At 62.1% G+C, this 26825-nt stretch carries 24 protein-coding genes; 10 read left to right on the plus strand and 14 right to left on the minus strand.

The window, feature by feature from the left end:
• Positions 1 to 405: 405 nt before the first annotated feature.
• The 5 genes from CCK88_RS12470 to CCK88_RS12490 form a co-directional block, all read right to left on the minus strand.
• Positions 406 to 2274 carry a glycosyltransferase gene (locus tag CCK88_RS12470; RefSeq protein ID WP_086470943.1) on the minus strand — a complete coding sequence of 623 codons (1869 nt, stop codon included), beginning with the start codon at positions 2272 to 2274 and terminating at the stop codon, positions 406 to 408.
• A 756-nt stretch (positions 2275 to 3030) separates the two neighbouring features.
• Entirely contained in the window at positions 3031 to 3750 is a 720-nt protein-coding gene (locus CCK88_RS12475) for a helix-turn-helix transcriptional regulator (RefSeq protein ID WP_086470944.1), read from the minus strand.
• A gap of 122 nt (positions 3751 to 3872) precedes the next feature.
• The gene (locus tag CCK88_RS12480; protein WP_086471942.1) at positions 3873 to 4865 is read right to left on the minus strand and encodes an Hsp33 family molecular chaperone; all 993 of its coding nucleotides are present in this window, start codon (positions 4863 to 4865) and stop codon (positions 3873 to 3875) included.
• Between the two features lie 138 nt (positions 4866 to 5003).
• A complete protein-coding gene (gene argF / locus CCK88_RS12485; RefSeq protein WP_086470945.1) occupies positions 5004 to 5933 on the minus strand; it encodes an ornithine carbamoyltransferase in 930 nt (309 codons plus the stop codon).
• A gap of 129 nt (positions 5934 to 6062) precedes the next feature.
• Positions 6063 to 7262, minus strand: a complete 1200-nt coding sequence (locus CCK88_RS12490) for an aspartate aminotransferase family protein (RefSeq protein WP_170926481.1) — start codon at positions 7260 to 7262, stop codon at positions 6063 to 6065.
• 378 nt (positions 7263 to 7640) lie between these two features.
• Here CCK88_RS12490 and CCK88_RS12495 point away from each other — a divergent pair, with 378 nt between their 5' ends.
• Positions 7641 to 8183, plus strand: a complete 543-nt coding sequence (locus CCK88_RS12495; RefSeq protein ID WP_086470947.1) for a GcrA family cell cycle regulator — start codon at positions 7641 to 7643, stop codon at positions 8181 to 8183.
• A gap of 82 nt (positions 8184 to 8265) precedes the next feature.
• Here the strand turns inward: CCK88_RS12495 and CCK88_RS12500 are convergent, their stop codons facing one another.
• Positions 8266 to 9558, minus strand: coding sequence for an ATP-binding protein (locus CCK88_RS12500; protein WP_086470948.1), 1293 nt, complete (start codon positions 9556 to 9558; stop codon positions 8266 to 8268).
• 85 nt (positions 9559 to 9643) lie between these two features.
• On the opposite strand from CCK88_RS12500, the gene ppk2 reads away from it, so the two are divergent.
• The gene (gene ppk2, locus CCK88_RS12505) at positions 9644 to 10498 is read left to right on the plus strand and encodes a polyphosphate kinase 2 (protein WP_086470949.1); all 855 of its coding nucleotides are present in this window, start codon (positions 9644 to 9646) and stop codon (positions 10496 to 10498) included.
• A gap of 462 nt (positions 10499 to 10960) precedes the next feature.
• Here the strand turns inward: ppk2 and CCK88_RS12510 are convergent, their stop codons facing one another.
• Positions 10961 to 12202: an aminopeptidase gene (locus CCK88_RS12510; protein ID WP_086470950.1), complete on the minus strand. Its 1242-nt coding sequence runs from the start codon at positions 12200 to 12202 to the stop codon at positions 10961 to 10963.
• A gap of 157 nt (positions 12203 to 12359) precedes the next feature.
• Here CCK88_RS12510 and CCK88_RS18785 point away from each other — a divergent pair, with 157 nt between their 5' ends.
• Complete coding sequence (locus CCK88_RS18785) at positions 12360 to 12485, plus strand: hypothetical protein (protein WP_280173821.1); 126 nt, start codon at positions 12360 to 12362, stop codon at positions 12483 to 12485.
• Positions 12486 to 12882: 397 nt separating this feature from the next.
• Entirely contained in the window at positions 12883 to 14676 is a 1794-nt protein-coding gene (locus tag CCK88_RS12520) for an ABC transporter ATP-binding protein (RefSeq protein WP_086470952.1), read from the plus strand.
• A gap of 31 nt (positions 14677 to 14707) precedes the next feature.
• On the opposite strand, the gene CCK88_RS18475 is transcribed toward CCK88_RS12520, so the two are convergent.
• The 5 genes from CCK88_RS18475 to blaOXA form a co-directional block, all read right to left on the minus strand.
• On the minus strand, positions 14708 to 14884 hold the full coding sequence (locus CCK88_RS18475; RefSeq protein ID WP_170926482.1) for a hypothetical protein: 177 nt from the start codon (positions 14882 to 14884) through the stop codon (positions 14708 to 14710).
• A 53-nt stretch (positions 14885 to 14937) separates the two neighbouring features.
• On the minus strand, positions 14938 to 15480 hold the full coding sequence (locus tag CCK88_RS12525; protein ID WP_086470953.1) for a DUF924 family protein: 543 nt from the start codon (positions 15478 to 15480) through the stop codon (positions 14938 to 14940).
• A gap of 9 nt (positions 15481 to 15489) precedes the next feature.
• Complete coding sequence (locus CCK88_RS12530) at positions 15490 to 16491, minus strand: zinc-binding alcohol dehydrogenase family protein (protein WP_086470954.1); 1002 nt, start codon at positions 16489 to 16491, stop codon at positions 15490 to 15492.
• Positions 16492 to 16535: 44 nt separating this feature from the next.
• Positions 16536 to 17459, minus strand: a complete 924-nt coding sequence (locus CCK88_RS12535; RefSeq protein WP_170926483.1) for a VOC family protein — start codon at positions 17457 to 17459, stop codon at positions 16536 to 16538.
• A 100-nt stretch (positions 17460 to 17559) separates the two neighbouring features.
• Positions 17560 to 18375 carry a class D beta-lactamase gene (gene blaOXA, locus CCK88_RS12540; protein ID WP_086470956.1) on the minus strand — a complete coding sequence of 272 codons (816 nt, stop codon included), beginning with the start codon at positions 18373 to 18375 and terminating at the stop codon, positions 17560 to 17562.
• A 97-nt stretch (positions 18376 to 18472) separates the two neighbouring features.
• Here blaOXA and CCK88_RS12545 point away from each other — a divergent pair, with 97 nt between their 5' ends.
• The 3 genes from CCK88_RS12545 (at position 18473) to CCK88_RS12555 (ending at position 20458) form a co-directional block, all read left to right on the plus strand.
• Positions 18473 to 19021: a DNA-3-methyladenine glycosylase gene (locus tag CCK88_RS12545; RefSeq protein ID WP_086470957.1), complete on the plus strand. Its 549-nt coding sequence runs from the start codon at positions 18473 to 18475 to the stop codon at positions 19019 to 19021.
• Between the two features lie 210 nt (positions 19022 to 19231).
• Positions 19232 to 19549 carry a plasmid stabilization protein gene (locus tag CCK88_RS12550; RefSeq protein WP_086470958.1) on the plus strand — a complete coding sequence of 106 codons (318 nt, stop codon included), beginning with the start codon at positions 19232 to 19234 and terminating at the stop codon, positions 19547 to 19549.
• 57 nt (positions 19550 to 19606) lie between these two features.
• Complete coding sequence (locus CCK88_RS12555; RefSeq protein ID WP_086470959.1) at positions 19607 to 20458, plus strand: SDR family oxidoreductase; 852 nt, start codon at positions 19607 to 19609, stop codon at positions 20456 to 20458.
• Here CCK88_RS12555 and CCK88_RS12560 read toward each other — a convergent pair.
• On the minus strand, positions 20448 to 20711 hold the full coding sequence (locus CCK88_RS12560; protein ID WP_086470960.1) for a PilZ domain-containing protein: 264 nt from the start codon (positions 20709 to 20711) through the stop codon (positions 20448 to 20450). The genes CCK88_RS12555 and CCK88_RS12560 overlap by 11 nt on opposite strands.
• A gap of 136 nt (positions 20712 to 20847) precedes the next feature.
• On the opposite strand from CCK88_RS12560, the gene recQ reads away from it, so the two are divergent.
• Positions 20848 to 22710 carry a DNA helicase RecQ gene (gene recQ, locus CCK88_RS12565; RefSeq protein WP_086470961.1) on the plus strand — a complete coding sequence of 621 codons (1863 nt, stop codon included), beginning with the start codon at positions 20848 to 20850 and terminating at the stop codon, positions 22708 to 22710.
• Positions 22711 to 22752: 42 nt separating this feature from the next.
• Here recQ and CCK88_RS18250 read toward each other — a convergent pair whose 3' ends face one another.
• Positions 22753 to 23037 (minus strand): hypothetical protein, encoded by a 285-nt coding sequence (locus CCK88_RS18250; RefSeq protein WP_140048982.1) that lies wholly within the window; start codon positions 23035 to 23037, stop codon positions 22753 to 22755.
• 409 nt (positions 23038 to 23446) lie between these two features.
• Here CCK88_RS18250 and CCK88_RS18905 point away from each other — a divergent pair, with 409 nt between their 5' ends.
• Both CCK88_RS18905 and lanM read left to right on the plus strand, forming a co-directional pair.
• The gene (locus CCK88_RS18905) at positions 23447 to 23815 is read left to right on the plus strand and encodes a hypothetical protein (RefSeq protein WP_425290636.1); all 369 of its coding nucleotides are present in this window, start codon (positions 23447 to 23449) and stop codon (positions 23813 to 23815) included.
• Between the two features lie 105 nt (positions 23816 to 23920).
• The gene (gene lanM / locus CCK88_RS12575) at positions 23921 to 26800 is read left to right on the plus strand and encodes a type 2 lanthipeptide synthetase LanM (protein ID WP_170926484.1); all 2880 of its coding nucleotides are present in this window, start codon (positions 23921 to 23923) and stop codon (positions 26798 to 26800) included.
• Positions 26801 to 26825: the final 25 nt, after the last annotated feature.

Here is a 26825-nt window from a genome sequence, read left to right on the forward strand (position 1 = left end):
AGATTTGCACCCAGACCAGTTCGCAAGAACCTCGCCGTCCACGTTTCTCTTTCTTCTTTTCTTCACAATGTCAAAGAGCTGACCCATCACCGTCACCGGCAGAAACGTCACTTGGAAGCATAACTTCCGTATTCCTTCAAGGAACAAGATACTCCATCCGGTTGCCCGGCAGCATATCTGCCCTTTCAGAGATCGTCGATCAGTGGGAAGCACCGGGGCGCGTCGCGTCGTCGACAAGCGGGGTTATATGGGAGGGCTATTCTGGCGTCAACACCCATATGAAAGAAACATGACATTTCTTTCCGACGCGATGGAACCAATGTGCATAAGTCGATTCAGGTGTCAGGTTTTCCCGGCGTCTCCAGCACATTAGACCTTCTGGCGCGTGCTGCCTTCGCCGCTTCGCTAGATCGCGCGCTCATGTGACAGGCCTGTCCGCTTTCGGGGCGGAGCCTGCAATAGGGGCCGGCCTTCCGGTATCCCGGCCGAGTGCGGGCTCTTGAACCAGTGAAAGGGCCGGCGAACGAATTCTCGCATGGCGCGCAGCGTGGCAAACGCGATCAGCAACCAGTATGCCGGAAGCAGTACCTGCCATAACCACAGGTGCCTCTGTCCGGTACGATGAAGTCCGACAAGGTTGGTCGCGACGGCACAGGCATGGCCGGTCACCAAAACGAACAGGCAGGCGATCGGCCAGAGCTCCGCCATGGGCAAGGCGGCTTCACCACGAAGCAGATGAACGAAAAGGACCAAAAGGAAGCCGGCATGCAGGAGCGGCGCAAGTATCATGCCGAGAAGCACGACCTGGAACATGGCCCAGCCGCGCAAGCCAAGGTCGCGAACGAGCGCGCCGGAGTGGCGGTTATGGACTGCGTAGGTCTGCATCCATCCCTTCATCCAGCGCGTCCGCTGTCCGAGCCAGGGAGAAAAGGTGGTCGGCGCAGTCTCATAAGTGGCCGACACACTCGTGCCGCAACGCAAGCCCCGACGAGCCAGGCGCACGCCGAGATCGGCGTCTTCGGTAACGTTGAAGGCGTCCCACCCGCCGAGCTCTCGCAGTACGTCGGTGCGAAAATGGTTGGACGTGCCACCAAGTGGCATGACGAATCCCCAGCGGGCCAAGGCCGGCAAAAGCACGGCGAACAATCCGGCATACTCGCCCGCAAAGAGTGATGGCAGGGCGATGGCGCCGCCGTTGTCGATGACGAGACGCGCCTGGATACAGGCAAGATCTGGATCGCGGCGGAACTGGTCGATGACCCGCCGCAATTGGTCTGGCTCCGGTCGGTCCTCGGCGTCGTAGACCACAAGAAACTCGCCGCGACAGAGCGGCAGGGCAAAAGCGAGTGCCTTGGGTTTGGTCCGCGGGGCGGCATCGGGCACGACGACGAGAGAAAAACGGGCGTCGACCAGATGCCGTTTGACGGCGGCGATGGTCGAGGCGGAAACGGCCTCGACAACGAACATCACCTCCAGTTTTTCCGGCGGGTAGTCAATTTTCGCGAGAGCGGCATGAAGCTGCCCCACCATCGACGCCTCATCGCGCAGCGGCACCAGAACCGAGTAAATGGGCAGGTCAGAGTCATCCGTAGGCGGCACGACCGGGGCTAGTTCCGGGTCTGGCGGGCTGCACAGCGCTGCAAGGCGCAGCAGGGCCGGAACCACAACAAGCGCCAACCAGATCGGTGCAAACCATTCCCACCCCCAAAGCGGTGCAACAAGGAGCAGCCCGGTCACGGCCATCAGCATTATGGCAAACGTCCACCGCGCCCACCGGGTAAGGTCCAGTTGCGCAGCAGCGCGTGGCCAACGCCGCGCCATGGTCTGCCGCGCCCCATCAAGGAGGGCCTGCCCCGCTTGATCGACGATAAATGTCCTGAAAGCGGTGGCAGGAACCAGGCACAGGATACGGGAGAGATGCGGGCGACTAGCCTGGGCGGCCCGGAGACGAAGAACGCCATAGAAGTCGGGAGCGGCGAAAAGGACGTCCCGTCCCGGAAGACGAGTTCGATAGATCCGGACTTCGGCAAGGCTTTCGAGGCGCGCCGGAGCAAGGTCGAGGCGATCGATCCTCGGCACAGCGTCCAGGAAGCTCAATCCGGCCCAATCGGCGACACGCCGCATGATCTCGGCATCGCTGACGCCAAGATGGACAGCGCACCAATGGAGAGGATCGACCTGCGCGGCAAAGGCCTGATCAAGCGCGTAGTAGGCGTCCTGAGGGGTAGACCCGGGGGCCAGCAATGCCTGCATCAGGCTGGTGGCCGCGGACATGGCCTGGTCACATCCTCAAAGGGGCGCCAGGAGCCGAACCGCCGACCGATCCGGAACAATCGGCCGACCGAGCTTCTTGACCGACCATATGCTGCGCTTCAGCCAAGGCATGTTCAAGAACGCGAATTCTTGCCGCAATTGCAGACCCCGCCTTACCCATGTCCGGCGCCCCGACGGGCGTGATCCGTCAGACGGAGGCGGTACCTCACGCGAACCTGTGGCCAGGAAAAACAAAGGTGATGAAGCTCCGGCCCCAACGCGGAGCGCATTTCATCACCGGGCATAAAAGGGCTGCAGACTCGGGCGTGCACCGCCATCCTTCGCGTCGACCACGTCGCCCTTGAAAGCGAGTCCGGTCGGCCCCTATCGAGGGATGAGCGGGGAAATCTCCTAGCACTAACCCGTTGAAGACAGTCTGCAGCAAGTTCGGTCGATCCAATGGTGTGGGGCGCGCTCCATCCACCTGCACCATTGAAGTCAGTCAAGACAAGGCTGGTCGCGCGGCCGTTAAAGGGATCGTGTCCATTGCCCCCACCAGCACGAGCGAGCGCCTTGGTGCCCCAAGCGACAATTCCTGGTCGCAACCCGAAACCTTGCCCGAGCAGTTCTCTGCTCTGCTGGCGCCCAGGATGGCGGACCATGTGCATTGTCATCGCGTTGCCCCTACGCGAACGAATTCAATATTCATGATTAAGGCACGCCGCGCGGATGGTGTGGAATTGGTAAAAATCCCAATAATTCGGATAATATTCGGTATCAGAGCGTAATCAGCTTGTGCCGTATCGCCTCGACGACCGTATGCAGCCGATTATTCGTACCCATGCGCTTCTGAGCATTCTCGCAGTGCTGATTGACGGTGCGGGCCGTGAGGCCGGTTATGTCGGCGATCTCGGACGCGGTCTTGCCCGCGGCGGCCCATTTGAGGATCTCAGCCTCGCGCGCGGTGATGATCCTGCGGGCGTTCGGGCAGTCCACGTGGCTATTGAGGTATCGAAGGCGTCCATGCGCGTAGAGTGCGAGCATGTGGAGTTCAAGCCGTGCTTTTTCATCCAGGTGACTGGTCTGCCCGGCAAGCGACACAACACCCTGCATGCCGCCCTCCATATGCACCGGAATACATAGGCCCTCGTCCATGCCGAAGTCGCGCGCTTCCTGCATCACCCGCCGTGCCGAGCCGTCGTTCTCCCGGTCATAGGGCGCATCTGACCAGTCAAACGGAAGCGCCGTTGAAAAGCAGTGACGCGCGACGGGATCGAGATGGACATATCCCTGATCGGTATAGCGCCTGTACCACTCGTCCTCCCATCCGGACAAAAGGACGAACGGGCGAACGTCGACGCCTGAATCCGGGAGGCCCGATATAATGAACCGCTCGAAACCGTAGTTTCCAATGGTCTTGAAGATTATCCGCAGAATAACTTCGGGATCCGATTGTTTTTGAATAGCCTCGATTGTTGACATGATATCGGCATTCATCCGGAGCCCCTATTTCCGCTTGAACACCTCTGGAGATTGCCGCTGTTTGCTCCCAAAAACAAGACGAACGAAACCGGCACCCACGTGCGGGATGCCGGCGTTCGTCCATGATTATTTTGCGATCATTGAAATTGGTGCGGATTGAACCGGTACGCTGTCGAGCAGAACTCGCAAACGACTTCGATTTCGCCTTCGACAGCCATCTCTTCACGCTCCTCCTCGGAGAAGCTGTTCGCAAGCATGTCTTCGATGCGATCCGCCGAGCAGGTGCAGCGCTCGACGAGATCCTGCGGGGGAAATACGCGCACGCCGGTCTCATGATAAAGTCTGAACAACAGGCGCTCGGGCGACAAATCAGGGTCAGTCAGTTCAAGATCGCCAACCGTCCCCAACAGCGCCTTTGCTTCAGCCCAACCGTCGGCCTCGACAAAGTCGGGGTCTGCGGAGTCGGGGTTGTCAAAGTTGCCATCACCGGGCAGGTCGGCCATCACCGACATGCCGTTTTCCGGCAGGTGCTGTACCAGCATTCCACCCGCCCGCCAGCGCGGACGATGGTCCCCGCGGGTCGTCATCTGTGCGACGGCGAGGCGCACCTGGGTCGGGATCTGCTCGGACTGCATGAAATAGGTGTGCGCCACTTCTTCGAGCGAATTGCCGTCGAGCGCTACGATCCCCTGATACCGCTCGGTATATGCGCCCTGATCGATGGTCATGGCCAGATGCCCCTTGCCGAGCAGGTCGGCCGGGCTGGTCGAGCCAGCCTCGGAGGCCTTGAGCAAGGCATCGTGGTCGTAGCGTGCGTAGCCCCTGACCCCGTCGGGGGCATCGAAATCGACGACAATCAGGTTCACCGGCCCATTGGTCTGGGTCTGCATGATGAAGCGCCCCTCGAACTTGAGAGACGAACCAATTAACGAGGCCAGCACGACGGCTTCGCCAAGCAGTCGGGCGACCGGCACGGGGTAGTCATGCCGGCTGAGGATCGTGTCGAGAGCGTCGCCCAGACGAACCACGCGACCACGCGTGTCGAGCTTTTCGAGGGTGAATGGCACCACCGCGTCGTCGCCGGTCTCGGGGCGATCGAGCCCCAGGCTGGAGAGCAGGCTTTCGGTCATGGTCGTTTCCGTCGTCATTCGCTTTCACTTTCCTGAGGCTACGCTCTCAGGGTCGATAGCGCCACCTCTACAGCACAAACCCACCCATGCCGCCTTCGCGAGGCTGGCAGGGTGGGTCATCGATGCAGCTTGGAGCAGCTAGTTCGTTTCGACCCCGAAGGCCCAGCACAAAACGGCTTTTTGGGCATGGAGGCGGTTTTCGGCCTCATCAAACACTACCGACTGGGGACCGTCGATCACTTCGTCGGTCACCTCGTCGCCGCGATGGGCGGGCAGGCAGTGCATGAACAGGGCGTCCTTGTTCGCCAAGGACATCAAGTTGGTGTTGACCTGGTAAGGTTTCAAGACCCGGCGACGCTCGGCGGCATCCACGTCGCCCATCGACACCCACGTGTCGGTGATCACAAGGTCGGCGCCTTCCACGGCTTCGCGTGGGTCCTCGATCAACTTTGCATATTTGCCGGCCCGCGTGATGTCCTGCATCAGGTCCTTTTCGGGGCTATATTCATCCGGAACGGCGATTGTGAGCTCGCATTCGAAGAGCTCGGCGGCGTTTACCCAGGAATGAAGCACGTTGTTGCTGTCGCCCACCCAGGCAATCTTGGCGCCTCTGATATCGCCGCGATGCTCTTCGAACGTCATGAGGTCGGCCATGATCTGGCAGGGGTGAGCGCGCCGGGTCAGGCCGTTGATGACGGGCACGGTCGCCGCCTCGGCAAGCTCGAGCAGATCGGCATGGCTGAGGATGCGGATCATGATGGCGTCCACATAGCGGCTCATGACCTTAGCCGTATCGGCCAGCGTTTCCTCGCGAGACAGCTGCATTTCCTGACCCGAGAGCATCAAGGTCTGGCCGCCCAGCTGACGCATGCCCACGTCGAACGACACACGAGTGCGTGTGGACTGACGCTCGAAAATCATCGCCAGCACCTTGTCCTTGAGGAGCTGGGGCCGGTCACCGTCCTTCAGGCGCGCCTTGAGCGCTGTGGCCTGATTGAGCATGCCGCGAAGTTCGGCATAGGAGAAATCGTCTATCGAGAGAAAATGGTTGAGGCTGCCGGTCGTCATGGCCGGGCTCCTTATATGACGCAATGAACAGATCGGGCGGCTGGGCCGCGGGTCGACGCTCCGCCTCAGAGAGGCGGAGGAAAGAGACCGCTTCGGCGCCGCCCGAAATGATAGAAGGTCAGCATGGGATCAGCCTGCGGCAGCCGTCGAGGCGGTTTCTGCTTCGATGGCATCGAAGGCTGCGCCGAGCTTTTCCATCGCCAGCTCGATGTCGGCCTCGGTCAGGATCAGCGGCGGCAGCAGGCGCAGGACGTTGTCACCGGCGCCAATGGTCAGCAACTGATGGTCATCGCGCAGCCGCGATACGAAATCGCGCACGGGCGGAGAAATCTTGATGCCGGCGAGAAGACCCTTGCCGCGCAGCTCCAACACGTAATCAGGGTACTTCTGAGCCAGTTGCTGGAGATGCCAGGCGAGGCGCTGGCCCATCTGGGCGACATTGTCGAGAAATCCCGGAGCCAGGATGCGATCGAGAACAGCATTGCCCATGGCGCAGCCGAGAGGATTGCCGCCATATGTAGAGCCATGGGTGCCAGGAACCATCGAAGCGGCTGCCGCCTCGGTGGCAAGGCAGGCGCCCAGCGGGAAGCCGCCGCCGATGGCCTTGGCCACCGCGACGATGTCTGGCGTTACCCCGGCCCATTCGAACGCGAAGAAACGCCCCGTGCGACCGAAACCGCATTGCACCTCATCAAAGATGAGCAACATGTCGTTCTCGTCGCAGATCTTGCGCAGGCCCTGCAGGAATTCTGTGCTCATGGCGGTTACCCCGCCCTCGCCCTGCACCGGCTCGATCAGGATGGCGCAGGTCTGGGGTCCGACGAGGGCCTTGACCGCTTCGAGGTCGCCTGGTGCCGTATGCTTGAAGCCCGGCATCGGCGGGCCGAAGCCTTCCAGATAGGACGGGTTGCCGCCTGCCGCGATGGTGCCCATGGTCCGGCCGTGGAACGATCCGGTGAAGGCGATGACCTCATAGCGATCGGGCTGGCCCTTGGCAAAGAAGTAATGGCGGGCCGTCTTGATGGCGCATTCGAGCGCCTCGGCACCGGAATTGGTGAAAAAGACCTTGTCGGCAAACGTGGAATCCACGAGCCGCTGGCCCAACCGTTCCTGCTCTGGAATGGTGAACACGTTCGAGGTGTGCCAGACCTTGTCGGCCGCTGCCTTGAGTGCGGCGACGAGGTGAGGGTCGCCATGTCCCAAGGCATTCACGGCGATGCCGGAATGAAAATCGAGATATTCTCGGCCCTGCTGGTCATACAGGCGCATGCCCTCGCCCCGCTCGAAAGCGAGATCGGACCGGGCATAAGTGCCGTAGAGCGCAGACATGGCAATTCCTCGTATTGGGGTATGGTTGAAACGAGCGTGGCAAAGCTGCCACAGAAATCAAAAACGCGCCCTCTCGGCCGCGCGTTTGGACCTCAGAATTAGGCGAAAAACACGCGGCAAGTCAACGAATAACGGGCCAAGTGCCTGATTTGACTCGCGGATCGTTAGGGCAATCTTAACCAATGAATAAACGGGGAAAAAACGCCCCGACTCTTGATCCTGATTCCTGCGATGTCGTAATCTCCGAGGCGTTGGGGGCACGACATCTCGTGCGGCGGACCCGCTCAACATACGATCTGTAGAGTCAAAAGGCTGCCATGCCGTTTTGGCAGCGCAATGAAGGATTCTGTTTTGTCGATGGTTTCAGGAGCGCAATCGATGGGCTGGACTGACGAGCGCGTCGAACTTTTGAAGAAACTCTGGATGGAAGGCCTCAGCGCCAGCCAGATTGCGGCTGAGCTGGGAGAAGGCGTGACGCGTAATGCCGTGATCGGCAAGGTGCACCGCCTCAAGCTGTCGGCCCGCGCCAAGCCGACCAATACCACGCCACGCGCCCGCCCCGCTGCCGCCCGGCCCGCCGCGCCGCGCCGCGTCACCGGCCAGACCTCGGGCGCGACGCCAATGAGCGCCAAGCCGCGGGTTTCGATGGCCCGGCCGCAGGTAATGGGCGCGACCGCCCTGGCCGCCGCACCAGAAATGGAGACCGAACTCTATGTCGCGCCGGCGGCCGCCGAGCTCTTCATCCCCGAAGACAAGCGCCTTAACCTGTTGCAACTCAACGAACATACCTGCAAGTGGCCGATCGGCGACCCGCTGACCAAGGACTTCTACTTCTGCGGCCAGCACAGCCTGGAGACTGGTCCCTATTGCGAATTCCACTCGCGCCGCGCCTACCACCAGATGGACAAGAAGCGCCGCTGAGAGCCGCAAAAATCAAGAAAACGGGCGCCGAAAGGCGCCCTTTTTTGTTGCATTCTTCGCTCTGGAGGCACGCATGACGCGTTCAGGGTAGCATTACGTCAACGCGCAGGCCCTCGCCCGGGCGAGACTTGATGTTCAGCTGACCCCGGTGCCGCTGAATGATGTGCTTGACGATGGCAAGGCCGAGCCCGGTGCCCTTTTTCTTGCGACTGGCCTCGGCGTCGATGCGGTAGAAGCGCTCGGTCATGCGCGGCACATGCTCGGGCTCGACGCCCGGACCGTGGTCGATGATGCTGACCATGGTGCGCATGCCCAGATGTTGGACAGGCGTCAGACTGACTTCGACGCGCTTGCCGTCGGCGCCATATTTGATCGCGTTGTCGATCAGGTTTTCGAACACCTCGTAAAGCTGGCCACGATCACCGGTGACCATGACCGGCGTGTCAGGCAAGGACATCACGATCTCAAGCTCGGCCGCCTTGGCCTGGGTCTGCAAGCCTTCGCGGACTTCGCGCAGCAAGGCGCTGAGATCCACCGAACCGGTGGGGCGCACATGCTGGTGCATTTCGATGCGGGACAGGCTCAGGAGATCGTCGATCAGCCGGCTCATGCGATCGGCCTGGCTGCGCATGATGCCGAGGAATTTCTCGCGCGCGGCGGTGTCGCGGGCGGCGGGGCCCAGGAGGGTGTCGATGAAGCCGATCAGCGAGGCAAGCGGGGTGCGCAATTCGTGGCTGGCATTGGCGATGAAATCGGTGCGCAGGGCATCGACGCGCTTCAGTTCCGTCAAACTCTGGAAGGTGACCAGAAGCTGGCGGTTGGCATCGGCAAACCAGTCCCGATCGGGCCTGCGGAGCGGCGAAACAACCACGCGATCCCACGTCTCGGAGGGAACGGTCTCGTGCAGTTCCAGGCTGCGCGGCTCACCGCTGCGCTGGCAGCCCTCGATGGCGGCGACAAGATCGGGGTTGCGCATGACGAGCGTCATGGCGCGACCGGTCAGAAGGTTCGGATATTGCCGCGCGGCGGCGGCATTTCGGTAGAGCACGGCGCCACGGGCATCGAGCACCAGAGCCGGATCGCCAAGGGCTTCGACGAATGAGGGGAGCGACTGCTGATCGATGACGCTCGGGACCGGCATCGGCGCGACACGCTCGACCGTGTGGGTGACTGTGATGACCGGCTGCTTCAGCAAAGCCAGCAACACAACCAGCACGGCCAGACCTGCAGCCGCGAAATCGAGGCGCAGGCCACCGAAAAGGACAAAGGCCGCAACGACCAGGATGAGCCCGACCAGTAGCGGCAGATGCCCAACAAGACGCGCCAGCGGCGTATCTGGTTTGTCGGTCAGTCTGGTGCTGCGGAGATCATCCATGTCTTGGGGTCGAATCAATGCTCAGCCCGCCACTTGCGCGGGAGAGAAGTTCATAGCACGGTCTTTATGACAGCGGAGAGACAGCGTGACCGATCCCATCGAGAGCTTTGACATCAATGATCCCGAGCTGCCCAAGGCGATCAGGAAAGCCGCCTTTGGCTCGGGCGGGTTCCCGTACGACACGAAGCTCGACGACGACGAGTATGACACGCAGATGTATGCACTGCAAAAGCAGCTCGTTCTGCACCAGGCCCATATGGCCAATGCCGGATCACGCACCATCATTCTCTTCGAGGGACGCGACGCCGCCGGCAAGGGCGGCACGATCGAGCGGTTTCTGGAAAATCTCAACCGCCGCTACAATTTTAGCGTCGCCCTGCCCAAGCCGAGCGACCGTGAAGCGACGCAATGGTATTTCCAGCGCTATGTCGACTGGCTGCCGGCCGCTGGCGAAATGGTCCTTTTCGACCGATCCTGGTACAATCGCGCTGTCGTCGAACCAGTGATGGGTTTCTGCACGCCCGAGCAGACCGAGCATTTTCTGGAAGAAGCGCCGGAATTCGAGAAGCGCCTGACGAGAGACGGCATCAGAGTCTTCAAGTTCTGGCTGTCGATCGGCAGGGAAATGCAGCTCAAGCGCTTCCACGACCGCCGGCACGATCCGCTCAAGGGATGGAAGCTGTCTCCTGTCGATCTCAAGGCGCTTACCAAGTGGGACGAATATTCGGCGGCACGGGACCGGATGCTGAAGCGCACCGATAGCGATCATGCTCCCTGGACGGTGATCCGCGCCAATGACAAGAACCGCCTGCGGCTCAATGCCATCCGCACCGTGCTGCACGGCCTCGACTACGAAGGCAAGGACGAGCGGGAAATCGGCGCGATAGACCGAAAGATCGTGATGAGCGCCGATGAGTTTGAAAAGGTACGGGGGGAGTAAAGCCCGCGCCTCGCGGCGCCCCACGTTCCTCGTCACCACCGGGTTTGCTCCAGTGGTTCGGGCCTGTTCCCATGGGATTGCCGGGACAAGCCCGGCAATGACGCAGCTGGCACCCGGCGCCGCGGGAAAAACAAACGGGCGCCAAATTCAATCAGCGGGGCGGCGGCTTGCGGCCCTCGGGACAAGCCCGAGGGCGGCACTGTGTTTGTTGCTGGCGCGGCGCCAACCAGAACGTCAATTCACCCTTTTGCATGACGGGTTCGGTCGTCCCGTTTCACACACCCGGCGCGGCCCTCGGGTCAAGCCCGAGGGCGGCACTGGGTTTGTTGCTGGCATGGCGCCAACCAGATCGTCCATTCACCCTTGTGCATGACGGGTTCGGTCGTCCTGTTTCACACACCCGGCGCGGCCCTCGGGTCAGGCCCGAGGGCGCTACTTCGCCTGTTGCAGGTCAGGCGCCAATCAGAATGCCCACTCGCCCTTGCGCATGACGGGTTCGGTGGTGCCGTCGGCGTGCACGCCGTCGATGTCGACCTGATCCGAACCGATCATCCAGTCGATGTGAATGAGGCTCTTGTTGCCGCCCTGGGCGAAAATCTGGTCCTGGGTGAGCGTCTTGCCATTCTCGAAACAGTCGGCGTAGCACTGGCCCATGGCGATGTGGCAGGAGGCGTTTTCGTCGTAGAGGGTGTTGTAGAAGAGAATGCCCGACGCCGAGATCGGAGAGGAATGCGGGACAAGGGCGACCTCCCCGAGGCGACGCGCGCCTTCGTCGGTATCGAGCACCTTGTTGAAGACTTCCTGACCCTTGGTAGCCTTGAGCTCGACCATGCGGCCTTCCTCGAAGCGGGCCTGGATATTCTCGATCAGGGTGCCGTTGTGAGACAGCGGCTTGGTCGCGGCCACGGTGCCCTCGACGCGCAGCCGATGCGGAGTGGTGAAGACTTCCTCGGTGGGAATGTTGGGGTTGCACGTCACGCCATTCTTGGCTTCGGACGCGCCCCCTTTCCAGCGGTGGCCGTCGGCAAGGCCAACGGTGAGATCGGTACCCGGACCCTTGTATTTGAGCGAAGCGAACTTCTTGCCGTTGAGCCAGGTCCAGCGCGCCTTGAGGTTGGCGTTGTGCTGCTTCCACTCCGCGATGGGATCGGCACGATCGACACGGCTTGCCTTGAAGATCGCGTCGGCAAGCTTTGCAATGGCTACATCTTCCGGATCGTTCGGGAAGACCAGCTTGGCCCAGTTGGGCGTGGGATAGGAGACGATGTTCCAATTGATATCGAAACCGGTGATCAGCTCGAGCGCCGGGCGATAGGCGGCCGAATTGGCGCGGTTGGCACGGCTGACCTTTTCCGGATCTTCGTTGGCCAGCATCATCGGGTTGTCGCCCGAAATGGCGAGACGCGCGGCGTTGTTCTTGTAGGCCTCGGCCATGCCGGCATAAAGCCAGCCCGCGGCACGATCAAAGCTGAGATCGCGGGCATGGCGGAACCGCGAGAGCGTCGCTTCTTCGTCCGAATAGATCGTGGTGACGACGCCAGCGCCGGCCTTGTAGGCGTGCTCGGTGATCCGGCGGACCAGCGGTGCAGCGGTCATCGGCCCGGTGATGATCAGGTCCTGCCCTTCGGCGAGCTGCAAGCCAACCTTGATGGCGACTTCGCCAAGCTTGTCGAGTTTGACCGGATCGATGGGTGAATTGCTCATTGGGCGGGAAGCCTTCTTGCTCTTGAATCAATTGGAACGAGCCTAGCCTCCCCGATACCGACGCGCTACCCCGAGCGGCCCAGCATCCAGTTTGACGCCGATCAAAGCATTGCGTGTTGCGCAGTGCGAAAACCATGGCGAACAACAGGAGATGGTCATGATCCCAATTCAAATCCTCATCGTCGCAGTTGGATGCGTATTCGGCGTCTTCGCCGCAGCGGTCGGTTTTGCCCAGGTCAAGACACGCGGGATGGTAGCGCCCGGCGCACTGAAAGTGGATTGAGGGCCAGACTTCGGGTGGGATGGTAGAGGCCAGAGGCGACTATCCCAGACCGGAGTGACGGCCCGGGCTGGCGCTGGCGAAACGTTCTCGTCCTGACGCCCTGACATTTACAGCATTGGCAAAGGCGGACGGTTTGGCTACAAACCGTCCGCCGCTTCATTTCGAACAAGGGGGGCTGTGTATGAAACTACCGTACTATTCGTCCCTCGCCGGCGACGTCCGACCTTAGGTCCTCGCCTGCCGCGGCCCGCCCCGGGACTGTCCCGGTGTCCGCCGCCCGCGGTCTCTCAATTTCCTGCGCAGCCGATCATCCGGCCTTTGCCGCGTCGTAGCGTGCTGCGCCTTCCATATTCCGTTTCAAGGAACCGGATGCCGGACAACGGCACCGGACATCAAAATGAGTCGCAAGAAACTCGACTTCCGGGCCGACGCTTTTCGCAACGTGCTCGGTTTCACATTCCGTCACTGGCGGCACCAACCCATCCGCATCGCCGCCATCGCGCTGCTGGTGCTCTCGGCGACCGTGGCCGAAGCCCTGAGCCCGGTCTTTGCGGGGCGACTGGTCGATGCCGTGGCCTCGGGGCAGGCGGGCTGGGATGTTGCCGTTTCCGCCTTCTGGTTCATGTCGGGGCTCTACCTGGCATCGGTCGCGCTGCGGCAACTGGTGTTTCTCAACATCATTCCGCTGACGCTCAAGATGATGAGCAGCGTGGCGGCGCAAGGCTTCCACCGGGTACAGCGGTTTTCCACCGACTGGCACGCCAACAGTTTCGCCGGCTCGACGGTGCGCAAGATCACGCGCGGCATGTGGGCGCTTGACCTGCTCAACGACACGCTGCTGCTGGCGCTGCTGCCTTCGGTAGTGATGCTGGTGGGTGCGACCATCATCCTGGGCTCGTCCTGGCCGGTCATGGGTCTCGTCGTGGGCCTGGGCTCGCTCATCTACATTTCGGTGACCGTGTGGCTCTCGGTAGGGTTCGTGGCGCCGGCCGCGACCCTTTCCAATGCCTGGGATACCAAGGTCGGCGGCGCGCTGGCCGATGCGGTGAGCTGCAACAGCGTGGTCAAGGCCTTTGGCGCCGAAAGCCGCGAGGATGGCCTGCTCGACCGTGTCGTCGGCAAGTGGCGCAAGCGCACACGCCGGACCTGGCGGCGCGGCACATTCAATGGCGGCATCCAGGGCGTCATGATGGTGGCGATGCAAACCGCCATCCTGGGCACGGCGCTGATGCTGTGGCAAAGTGGGGCCGCCAGCGCGGGTGACATCACCTTCGTGCTCACCATGTTCTTCCTGCTGCAGGGGCACCTGCGCGACGTGGGCCAGCACATCCGCAACCTGCAGAAGTCGGTCAACGACATGGAAGAGCTGGTGAACCTGCATGCCCAGCCGCTGGGAATTGCCGATGCCAAGGGCGCCAAGCCGATCGTCATCGGCGACGGGCACATCCGCTTCGACAACGTGACCTTCCAGTACGGCGCACATCCCACGCCGCTCTATCGCGACTTCTCGGTCGAGATAAAGCCGGGCGAGCGCGTGGGTCTGGTGGGTCATTCCGGGTCGGGCAAGACGACCTTTGTCAAGCTGATCCAGCGGCTCTACGACCTCAAGGACGGCGCCATCCTGATCGACGGGCAGAACATCGCCGAGCACCAGCAGGCGTCGCTGCGCAACCAGATCGCCATCGTGCAGCAGGAGCCCATCCTGTTCCACCGCACGCTGGCGGAAAACATCGCCTATGGACGGCCCGATGCCAGCCGCGCCGAAATCATGGAGGCGGCCCAGCAGGCCAATGCGCATGACTTCATCATGAGCCTGCCCAAGCAATACGAGACCATGGTGGGCGAGCGCGGGGTGAAACTTTCGGGTGGCGAGCGCCAGCGCGTGGCCATTGCCCGCGCGTTCCTCGCCGATGCGCCGATCCTCATTCTCGACGAGGCCACATCCAGCCTCGACAGCGAGAGCGAGGTGATGATCCAGCAGGCGATGGAACGGCTGATGCAGGGTCGCACCACGCTGGTGATCGCGCATCGGCTTTCCACCGTGCGTGCCCTCGACCGACTGCTTGTGTTCGACAAGGGCCGGATCGTCGAGGAAGGCGATCACCAGGCGCTGATCCGGCTCAATGGCGGCATCTATCGCCGGCTGTTCGAGCGGCAGGCGCTCGAGTTGACCAAGGGCCTCGTGGCCTAAGGAAAAGGCGCCCCCGGAGGGGCGCCTTTTTTCACGAGGGGTCGCGGTCCTCGCGCTCATATTCGCGCTTGGTCTCGACCTCTGTCATGACGCGCTCGCCCAGGGTCCGCGTGCGATTGCGCATCGTGCCGTAGATCATTGCGGCCGCCAGCACCACCACGCCCAGCGTGAGCAGGATGAGCCACATGGCCTGTCCACCAAATTCCATAGCCGTTCTCCTTCCGCAAGGGGAACGGCTATCGGGTCAGGCGGTTGCGAGCGCTAGAACACGCGCCCTTGCTGGTCGCGCATATAGGCCAATTCCTCGGGCGTGCTCTGGCGACCCAGAGCAGCGTTGCGGAAGGGAAAGCGGCCGAAGCGGGCGATGGTGTCGCGATGCGCCTTCATGAAATCGAGCGCCTTCTCGTCGCCATAGGCTTCAAAGAGCCGGACGCCTTCTTCCTGCACGACCAGCGATTCGGCATGCATATAGGGCATGTAGAAGAACACGGCCCAGGCATGCTCGACGGCCATGTCATGCCCACCCGCCACGGCCTCCTGAGCCAGGGCCAGCGCCATCTTGTCCTGCGCGAAGGCGACCGGACTGTCGCGATGCAGCTGGCGGGAGAACTGATCGAGCAGCACGAGTTCAGCCAGGCGCCCCTCGGGCGTTTCGCGCCAGGCCCAGGCCTCGCCGCGCGCCACTTCGGCATGGAGCGCCTCGAACTGGCGGCATTTGCTGTCGAACGCGGCCTCGCCGCTGAACCAGTCGTCGTAGCTGTGCTCGACGAACCAGAAATGGATGATGTCCTGATATGTTTTCATGGCGGCAGTCTAGACCGAAATGATGGCCTTGATCAGCCCCTGGCGTGCCTTGGCCCAGACGGGAAGATTGGTCACGGCATCCTCGAAGCTGGTGGCGTGCGTGGCCAGACGGTCGGTCGGGACAGCGCCCGAGCGGATCGACGCCATCACGTGGTCGAAGTCTTCGCGCGTGGCGTTGCGGGAGGCGCGGATGGTCAGTTCGCGGCGGTGGATTTCGGGATCTTCCCAATTGAGCGTGCCCTTGACCACGCCGACAAGCGTCAATGCGCCGCCGTTGCGGCAGTAGGCTACGGCAGCGTTCATGGCCGCGATCGAGCCGGTCGCGTCGAAGACGGCATCGAAACCGCTGCCCATGACGGCCTGAAAGGCCGGTCCCTCGCGCTCGTCCAGCGCTGCCGCGCCGAAATCGAACTGCCGGGCGGCATCGAGCTTGTCGGCGGCGGCATCGAGAATGGTGACCGACGCGCCGGCGATGCGGGCGAAGAAGGCCACGCCCAGGCCGATGGGGCCGCCACCGACGACGAGCACCCGCCATCCGGGGCGGAGTTCGGTGCGCCGCACGGCATGGGCGCCGATGGCCAGGAACTCGACCATGGCCGCATCGCGCAGGCTGAGGCCGTCGGCCGGATAGAGATTTTCCGCCGGCAGCACGATCTCCTCGGCCATGCCGCCGTCGCCGTGCACGCCGAGGACGGTCAGCGTCTCGCAGCAATTGGTCTTGCCTTCGCGGCAGGCCGGGCAATGGTGGCAGGGAAGGTAGGGGTTGATGACCACCGCATCGCCGTCGGTGAGGCCGGTCGCGCCGTTGGCATCGAGAATACGGCCGGACAGTTCGTGGCCCATGATGCGCGGATATTGCAGGAACGGGTGCTTGCCCTCGTAGATGTGGTAGTCGGTGCCGCAGATGCCGATGTGGCTGATGGCGACGCGGACCCAGCCGTCCTTCAACTCGGGCCGGTCGATTTCCACCAGGGCGAGTTCACCCGGTGCATCACAGCGAATGGCGCGCATGACAGTCCTTCCCCAATTCGAGTGGGGAAGGACTAACATGTTAGTTAGTCGGCAGCCACGATTTTTATGCGGTTGCCGAATGGATCGCTGGTCTCGAAATCGTTGCCGACCACGGCAAGCGGGGCGCCAGCGCGTTCCAGCCGTTGCCTGAGTGCGGCGAGGCTATCGGCATCGGGCATGACAATGGTGAACCAGCGAAGACCCGCAGCTCCGGCAGGCGGCAGCGTGGCGTCGGGGCCGGACCAGATGTTGAAGGCCAGCGTATGGGGCATGTAGTCGAGACCCACATCGCCCATGCCGAACGACTCGATCAGAAGGAACCCGGCAAAGCCAAGAACGTCGCGATAGAAGTCCATGGCCTGGCGAAGATCGTTCACATGGACATGGACGTGTCCGATGCGGGTACCGGCCGGCATCCTGGCAGCGAGGGTCGGGGTCTCACCCAGTTCGCCCAGCAGGCCATCGAGGTCGATCGGTTCGCGGCCCGAATGCGGCTTGCCTTCGGCCGTGACGGCATAGGTCTCACCCTTGTCGGGATCGCCCAACGAACCGCGCCAGGGCGTTTCGAAGGTGATCTCGATGCCGTTGCCATCGAGGTCCCAGAGATAGATGGCCTCGGAAACCAGATGATCGGTCGGCGAAATGCGAACGTTGCGCTGCAGCGCACGAACGGCCATCTGCGCCAGGTCGGCGCGGGCGGGGACGTGGATGGCGACGTGATAGAGGCCGATGGTGCGCGGCACGACCGGTCGGGTCGCCCCGGTTTCGAGGACAATCAGGGTCTTGCCGCCTGCGCCCATGTGCAGGGCATTGCCCTGCTCCTCGATCAGGTCGAGGCCGACGACATCCTGCCAGATGGCGAGAGCCTTGGCCCGATCGGTGACGGCAAGGTGGACGGCGCCCAGCTTCGTCGTAAGGGGGAGGACGGGTTTGGAACGGACGTTGCTCTGGACAGATGTGTCGATCATGTCGACCTCCATGAATGGATCAATTGTCCAAAAGATAGTCCTCACCGGCGGCAACAGAAAGTGGACGATGGCGAAGGCATCGTTCGCTGATCGGCTCCAGTCAGAGCCCGGCGCGGGCGGCGATGTCGCCCCACTGACCCATCACTTCGTCGCGGGCGCGCAGCCCGCCGGAGACGTCGTGGCGACGGTCGTCCTGGTTGAGGCGCGCGAAGACCACCCGCCTGCCCTCTTTTTCGGCCCAGCCCACATACCAACCCCATCCGCGCGCATAGTTGAGGGTATAGTCGGCATTGCGCGGATAGGCCGACCCCGTCTTGCCCCAGACGCGCCAGCCGTCCGCCTCACCGGGGCTTTCGACAAGGCTCAGCGCACCATCCATGGCATGAGCTGAAACCGGCAATTGCCTGTTGACCAAGGCCGCGACGAAGCCGGCCTGTTCGAGGGGCGAAACCTTGAGCGACGACGATATCCATGCGCGCATGAGGCCGTTGTCACGGCCGGCATCGCCAGAGAAATCGGCATTGCCGAGATTGAACGCCTGAGCATAGGCGGTGAGTTTTGCGGCGCCGAGCTGTTCAGTGAGGCGCTGGGAGTACCAGACGTTGGAATAATGCATCCACATGGTGGGATCTGTGTCCTGCCGCCAGTCCGCAACCCAATCGGAATACCCTTCCTTGAAGGGGTATTTCGGCTCGGTGGGGGAGGCGATGATGCCGGCGTCGAAAGCCATCACCGCCAGCGGCACCTTGAAGGTCGAGGCGGGGGTGACGCGCGTTTCGCAATCGCCTTCGGCAAGGAGCACATTGCGCGTATCGGCATCGGCGACGATGGTACAGATGGTCGCTGCGTGCACCGGCGCCGGCAGCAGCGCGAAGGCAATGACGGCCAGAACGGCGAGTGGCTTGGTCGGGCGCATGCGTGCTCCTAAGGCAGGGGTCTCGGGATCGATTGATGTTTATACAAATCCGGCGCAAACGGGGCGACGGACAGACGCGGGAAGACGTTGCGCGGACATGCTTAGCAAATCCTTTTTCGATCGCCCCGCACCAGACGTCTCGCGGGACCTGATCGGCGCGACCCTCCTTTACGAGGGTGTCGGCGGCATGATCGTGGAAGTGGAGGCCTATGACGAAGCCGATCCCGCCTCGCACAGCTTTGCCGGACCGACGCCACGCAACCGGGTGATGTTCGGGCCGGCCGGACATGCCTATGTCTACAAGATCTATGGCATCCACTATTGCCTGAACTTCGTTTGCCGGCCGGGCAGCGCCGTGCTGATCCGGGCGGTGGAACCCCTGCATGGAATCGCAACCATGCAGATGAGGCGCGGCGCGATGCCGGAAAAGAACCTCTGCTCGGGACCGGGCAAGCTGGCGCAGGCGCTGGGCATAGACCTGACGCAAAACGGCCTGGCGCTCGACGCTCCTCCATTCGAAGTGCTTGCGGCCGATGGGGTGCACGAGATCGGCATGGGGCCACGGATCGGCATTACCAAGGGCGTCGAAACGCCGTGGCGCTATGTCTTGAGTGGTTCGCGCTATCTCAGCAAACCCATGGCCTGACACGATTTTCGCATTTTGTGATCGAGCAGGCGCAACCACATGGGAGGGGCACCGTTGGCCCGACCACGAGACCGGTGCGTGTCAACCGGACGCGATGGCATAGGGAACGGACCAGGTTTTTCCGGTTTCCCGGTCCGGCCAACGAAACGGCAGCCGAGCCCTTATCCCATCCGCACCGCGTCTCGCCCGATTGCAACGTGGAGAGAGGCGATGCCGCAAGGTGACAAGTCAGCCTATACCGACAAGCAGAAGCGCAAGGCCGAGCATATCGAGGAAGGCTACGAGAAAAAGGGCGTAGGCAAGGAGGAGGCCGAGCGCCGCGCCTGGGCTACCGTCAACAAGGACGATGGCGGCGGCAAGAAGTCGGGCTCCGGCCGCGGCAAGGAAACCGGCCACCCTGCTGCCCACAAGGGTGGCAAGAAGGGTGGTGAGGCGGCCGCGAGCCGCTCCGCAGCCGATCGCTCCGCCTCGGCCAAGAAAGCCGCCGCCACGCGAAAGCGCAACGCCGAGCACCACGCCCATCATTGACCCATCCAGCGGCGGCCAGACGGCCGCCGCGCGCATTTTCAGCACAGAGCCATTGCCATGTCCGAACAGATCAATCCGCCGCAGACCCAGGACCACCAGCCCGGTCGCGAAACCGAAATGCATCCCAAGCCCGAATACATGCCGCGCTATCCCGGCAGCGGACGGCTGGCGGACAAGGTTGCGATCATCACGGGTGGGGACAGCGGCATCGGGCGGGCAGCAGCAGTGCTGTTTGCCCGCGAAGGGGCGCAGGTGGCGCTGGTCTACCTCGAGGAAACAGAGGACGCGGCGATCACCGCAGACGCGGTCAAGCGCGAAGGCAGGGAAGCGCTGCTGCTGCGCGGCGATGTGGCCGACAAGGCGTTTTGCGAGGCCGTCGTGGGTCAGGTGATCGAAAACTTCGGCAAGCTCGACGTCGTGGTGAACAACGCCGCCGAACAACACCCGCAGGAGGAACTGGGCGACATATCGCCCGAGCAGCTGCGGGAAACGTTCGAGACCAATTTCTTTGGTTACGTCTACCTGACGCAGGCGGCCCTGCCCTACCTGCAGGAGGGCGCCGCCATCATCAACACCACGTCGATCACCGCCTATCGGGGCTCACCGTCGCTGGTGGACTACGCCTCGACCAAGGGGGCCATCGTCGCGTTTACGCGTTCGCTCTCGGCTCAGCTTGCGGAGAAGAATATCCGCGTGAATGCCGTGGCTCCCGGACCGATCTGGACTCCACTGATCCCGGCCACCTTTCCCGCCGACAAGGTGGCAGAGTTCGGCGCCAGCCAGCCGCTCAAGCGGCCGGGGCAGCCCAACGAGGTGGCCCCGAGCTACCTGTTCCTGGCATGCGAGGACAGCTCCTACATCACCGGGCAGGTGCTGCATCCCAATGGCGGGGAAGTGATCAACGGTTGAGCGGCGGCCCGAATTCGGTGGGGGCGAAGATCAAGCCGACCTCGCCGCCACGCCTCCAGATGACTTCGCAGGGCTCAAGGCTGTTGCCGAACAGGACATAGAATGTCGGGGGCAACATGGTCCCAGCGATGCGAATCCGCGCACCCCAGCGATTGATGTTGGTGATGGTAATCGGCGCGCGCGTGAGGCCATCCTCGTCCACGGCAGTGGCAAGGATCTTGACCGGTTCACGCGGGTGTCGACGACGTTCCATCGGCCATAGTTAGGCGCCGAACCCTAAGCACTCAACGTGTGCGCTCAGCAGCATTTTACTCAAATGCCGCTCTACTCCCCGGATTTGAACATCGGGCTCGGTTGCCTCCTTACCGGCCGCGTGATTCAACAGGGGCGTGGAAGCCATTGAGTCGCTCGACCTGTTCTCGCCCCACCGCCACGAGCGGCCGAGCCCGCTCGCGGTTCTGCGCGATATTTTCGGCCATCGGGAATTCCGTGGCCAGCAGGCCGACGTGATCGACCATGTGGCCGGGGGCGGCGACGCCGTCGTGCTGTTCCCGACCGGCGCAGGCAAGTCGATGTGCTACCAGATTCCGGCCATCTGCCGGTCCGGCGTCGGCATCGTCATTTCGCCGCTCATCGCCCTGATGCGCGATCAGGTGGAGGCGCTGAAGCAGGCGGGCGTCGCGGCGGCGGCGCTCAATTCATCGCTGAGCGCCGAGGAAAGCGCCGAGGTGCGGCGCAAGCTGCGGCGAGGCGAGCTCGATCTTCTCTATGTTGCGCCCGAACGCGTGGCGACGCCAGGCTTTGCCAACATGCTGGCCGATGCCGACATCGCGCTTTTCGCCATCGACGAGGCGCATTGCGTGAGCCAGTGGGGCCACGACTTCCGGCCCGAATATCGCGAGCTCATCCACCTCGTCGAGCTTTTCCCCGGCGTGCCGCGCATCGCGCTGACGGCGACGGCGGACCCGACGACGCGCGAAGACATCATCGAACGCCTGGGGCTCGAACAGGCCGAGGTGTTCACCACCAGTTTCGACCGACCCAACATTTCGTATTCGATCGTCGAGCGCGACAAGCCGCGCGAACAATTGCTGGACTTTCTCGCCGGCCACAAGGGCGAGAGCGGCATCGTCTATTGCCTCTCGCGCGCAAAGGTCGAGGACGTCGCAGACTGGCTCTCGAACAAGGGCATCCGCGCCCTGCCCTATCACGCCGGCATGAGCGCCGAGCTGCGCAGCGCCAACCAGGACGCCTTTCTCAAGGAAGAAGGCCTCTGCCTCGTGGCCACCGTGGCTTTCGGCATGGGGATCGACAAGCCTGATGTGCGCTACGTGGCGCATATGGACCTTCCCGCGTCCATCGAGGCCTATTACCAGGAAACGGGACGCGCCGGGCGCGACGGCCAACCGGCCGATGCGTGGATGAGCTACGGCATGGCCGACGTGGTGCAGCGCCGCCGGATGATCGACGAGGGCAATGCCCCGGACGAGATCAAGCGGCTCGAGCACGGCAAGCTCAATGCCCTGCTGGGGGTGTGCGAAACCGCGTCGTGCCGACGCCAAGCCATACTCAACCATTTTGGCGAGGCGCATGCGGGCGGTTGCGGCAATTGCGACACCTGCCGGGCGCCAGTGGAAAGCTGGGACGGGACGGAGGCGGCCATCAAGGCGATGGCGGCCATCTATCGTACCGGCATGCGCTTCGGCGCCGCCCACATCATCGACGTGCTGGTGGGCAAGGAAACCGAGAAGGTCACCCGCTTCGGGCACCAGCACCAGAAGGTTTTCGGCCAGGGGCAGGAGCTGGATGCCAAGGCCTGGCAATCGGTAATCCGGCAACTGACGGCCATGGGCCTCATCGTGGTCGATCACGCCAATCATGGCGCATTGACGCTGAGCGCGGCCGCGCATGACGTGTTCAAGCGCGAACGCAGCGTGACCCTGCGGAAGGACCGCCCCAAAAAATCCGTGGAGGTGCGCCGGTCGCTGGCCCGATCGGTGGACGTGCCCGACCATGCCAAGCCACTGTTCGAAGCGCTGCGCTCCGAGCGCCTGCGGCTGGCCAAGGCGCAGGGCGTGCCGCCCTATGTGATCTTCCACGACGCCACGCTCAAGGCCATGGCCCTGGCGCAGCCGACCCATCCGCACGACATGCTCAACCTGCCCGGCGTGGGACAGGGGAAACTGGACCGGTATGGGGATGCGTTTCTGGCGGTGGTGCGGCGGCATCTGGTGGATGGTGAAAACACCTAAGTTGTGCTCCTGAAACCAATGTTCTGCACTCAACACCGGTGTCTACACATTGTTCATTCGTTCGACCGGGCCGGGCGGGACTGAGGCGAGCCGGCTACGGGGCGTTTGGGCTTGGTTCTTGGCACCGCCGAGACTGATCATTTCGGTCTCAAGACGGCTGAGATCATTAGCATCAATTCCTTCAGCCTTCATACGATGGTGGAGCTCGACGAGGCTGAGGCGGCGTTTGATGATCTCGTCTACTGCTTCATTTCGGATTCGGCGCCGGACTAACCAGCCGATGGCCGCTAAAAGGGATCCGGCCATGATTACCAATATCTGCAGCATCTACTTCCTCCTGGTGAGAAAGATAGTAAGCGGTTGGCAGGTGCGGGGGATAAGTCGCGTCACTGATGACGTTCAACCAGATCCAAGAGAGAATGGAGGTCCTGCCGGTTTGGGAGTCGTGGCGGCAGTTACCGACAGTCATGGCAAGAATCCCTGAAAGGAGACGCTCCACGTGCTTTCAGCTTTGGATACGTTTGATAGGAGTGTGCTGATGCAACATAACAACAGATACTGTTTGACTTTGTATCACTGCCAGGTTTTGTTGCTTGGCTAAGAGGATCAAGCCTCGGCGGTTGCAAATAGAGATCGGGAGGTATCTTTGGAGCATGCTGGAAACCATGTTGGCAGACTCGAGCTTTCTACAGCTCTAGTCATCCGCGCTTGGCGTGACGCCGACTTCCTTGCCTCTTTGAGCGAGGAGGAACGGGCTTCCCTTCCTGCACACCCGGTCGGCTGGCTGCAAAGCAGCCCTGACACGACCGGCACTTTTGAACGCCAAGCCGGTACTGTCGCCACCACCTGCTCAACGGTTGCTACGACGTGCTCCACCGTTTCTACCAAGTGCTCCACCGTTGCGACGGCATGCTCCACGGTCGCGACGACCTGTTCCACGGTGGCGACAAGCTGCTCGACCGTGTCGACGTCTTGCAGCAGCGTGTCTACCAGCTGTTCTACCGTTGCCACCACATGCAGCACTGTTTCGACGAAGTGCAGCACGGTAGCCACCAGTTGCTCCACTGTGGCAGCAGACTGTCGCCCCCGTGAGCGTAGACGCTGAGCGAAGTCGAGCCTGCAGTTGGATACTCGATCCATCGTCCGCTGGCCGGCAGCGCTCGGCATCGGTGAACGACGAACGCTGCTCCGCAACGTGGCCGAGGAATGTTTGCCGGGCAGCGACCAAACGGGCCGCGGCTTTCCGCCCGGTTTCTTGGAGACGGAAGATTGTGCGATTGCCGAGGTTCCTTTCCTGCCGAATACCGCCGAGGTCGTCCGAGTTCTCAAACCAACAAATGCCCCGACCTGGGCCAGTCCTGGCTGGGTCCTCAACCGATCGACCGGAGGATTGATAAAGAGCATAGTCCTATCGTTCCGCCGTCAAGTGTCGGCAGATCTTGATCAATTTATCGGCGCGAACCTTTCGGCAAAGAAGGTCTCGGCTTCACTCGCTAGGGCGCTTGGCGACGAACTCGATGAACTGTTGTTCAGACCCCTCACGCTGGAAAAGCGGATAGCGGACCTTGAGGGACGAGGAACGGATTGGGCGCACGCCGATTTCCGCGACCACCTAGAAGATCGACGTTCTCAGCGAGAATTCTTCGAGAACTATCCGGCGCTCCTCCGACAAGTGCATTTGCGTTGCGACCGCTGGTTGGCGGCAAGCTTGGAGATGGTCCGACGGCTCCAAAACGACCGGGGATGCATCGAAGAGGAATTCGGGATAGCCGCCGCGGATCGCCTCGTTGCGGCACGCGCCACGTCAGGCGACCCGCATTCTGGCGGGCGGAGGGTGACTCGCCTTCGCTTCGCTAGTGGAGCGGAATTAATTTACAAACCACGACCGCTCGGCTCAACGAAAGTGTTTCAAGACCTTATCGGGGCCATGAACCGAGCTGGCTTGAAAGACTCGTTGCGGACCGTATGTGTCATAAATCGCACGAGTTACGGCTGGATGGAGCATGTTCGTTGCAACTCCTGCCGAAGCGACGCTGCGGTATCCAGATACTTCCGGCGCGCAGGTTCTCTTCTCGCGGCCCTACATGTCATGGGCGGCAGCGACTGCCACTTCGAGAATCTCATAGCCGCCGGGGAACAGCCCATCGTGGTCGATCTGGAGACCCTGCTGGCACCTCAATTCAAAGCCGCTGACCGATCCGCATCCGCGGCAGCTGAAACCGTTAGAGATAGCTCCGTGCTCGGCGTCGGCATGCTGCCCTCTATCGATGGAAAGGAGCTTGGCGCCTTGGCCGCCGCTCCGGGACAGAATACCCAACTCATGACCCTCGCGCTGGTGGACGCGGGTCTGCCCGAAGCGAGAGTCGAACGTGTCGCCTGGCAACTCGGTGACGTGGCCAGCCTGCCCCGCCGAGGGACGGTCCGAGTACCAGCCATCGATTATGTGGCTGAGATCGAAGCTGGATATTCGGATGGCTATTCCGCGCTCCAAAGGATCCGTCAACCATTGGCGGCTGCGGGAGGTATCCTGGATCAGCTCGGAGGACAGGCTGTCCGGTTGGTGCTGAGACCGACCGCTTACTACGCAGATATGCTTCGAGAGAGCACCCATCCATCCGCGCTCCACGACGCCATTCAAGCCGACCGTATTCTTGCAGCATCATGGACCAATGCTCCGGATGCACTTCGGCTCGCTGCCGCGCCCTTCGAATTGCGACAACTGCGCGCCGCGGACATACCCTACTTCAGCGTTCGGGGAGCCAGTTCATCTATCGGATTCGGCCCAACACGCTTTAGGTTCGCGCGCTCCGGAAGAAACGCCGCTGCTGAGCGGCTAAAGGGCATGGGTGATAACGATCTTGAACGTCAGCTTGGTCTCATCCGGGCAACATTCGGCATCCAGCCCAGCACCATCATCGACGTAGTACAGCGATCGCGCGCGGTGGATGAAGCTAAGCTAATCGGTGAACAACTGATTTCGGAGGCGATCACGACCTCCGATGCAGCCAGTTGGTTGCAACTCTCACCAGGGGACGATGGAGCAAGCAACGCCATCGGACCAGTTCAGGGAAGTCTTTACGACGGGCTTCTCGGCATCGCTTTGTTCCTAGGCCAACTGGATGCAGCAACAGGGGACGGTCGCTTTGCGACGCTGGCCCACATGGCGCTTCGTGAAACCCGAAGCCGTACATTCGAACAGTCAGGGTTGGGGGTCTTTGATGGGTTGGGCGGCGTGGTATATTCACTGCCGCATCTCGCCCGCCTGTTGGGCGACGACAACCTTATCGAACAGGCCGAGCAGGCAGCGGAAGAAATCACGCTGCGCTTGGATGATACCAGGGTCACCGCCGACCTAGTTTCGGGTACGGCCGGTTTGGTGTTGGCTGGACTGTCGCTGCACGCAGTCCGCAGGTCTTCCGCAAGCGAGCGTCTCCTCCAAGCAACGGCAAGGCATCTCCGTAACGCTATCGAGGATATGGAGAATACACAGGTCGGTTCGAAACTCCCATTCTCGCGTGGCGCAGCGCATGGCTGGAGCGGTGTTATGCTCGCCTCGGCGCGCCTTTCATCGGTGCTGCCGGAGTTAATGCCTCAAGAGCTTGTCCACGCGGTAATATCGACCGAACTCAATATTACGTCTAGTGACCGCTGGACTGATCCCGATGACGATTTACATCGTGATCAAGCAACATGGTGTCACGGCGCTCCAGGGATCGCCCTTTGCCGGATTGCGGCAGCTCAAGTGAACAACTCCGAGGATTTAGTTGATGGTGCGCTCAAGGCTCTCGTCGCCACCGAACTCCTCCAATTGGACCATATGCAGGAACCGGGACTTTGCCACGGTAGTATGGGAGTCACAAACATCGGCATTGCCGCTAGCGCGATGAACTTGGGCGGGAGACCTCAAGTAGACTGCATGGTCTGGCAGCGATTTTCGTCCAATGCGCCCCATCTATTTAGGCCTGGCCTTATGACAGGCTTGGCAGGAATAGGCTACGGGTTGCTAAGGATGGCGGATCCATCGATCCCAGACGTGCTTACGTTGGATCCTCCTTCATACGGTAAGCGATACGTACGCTTAGACGTATGATTTGCCATTCGGGCCAAATCGGACC

The organism is Devosia lucknowensis (genome assembly GCF_900177655.1).
GTDB lineage: Bacteria > Pseudomonadota > Alphaproteobacteria > Rhizobiales > Devosiaceae > Devosia > Devosia lucknowensis.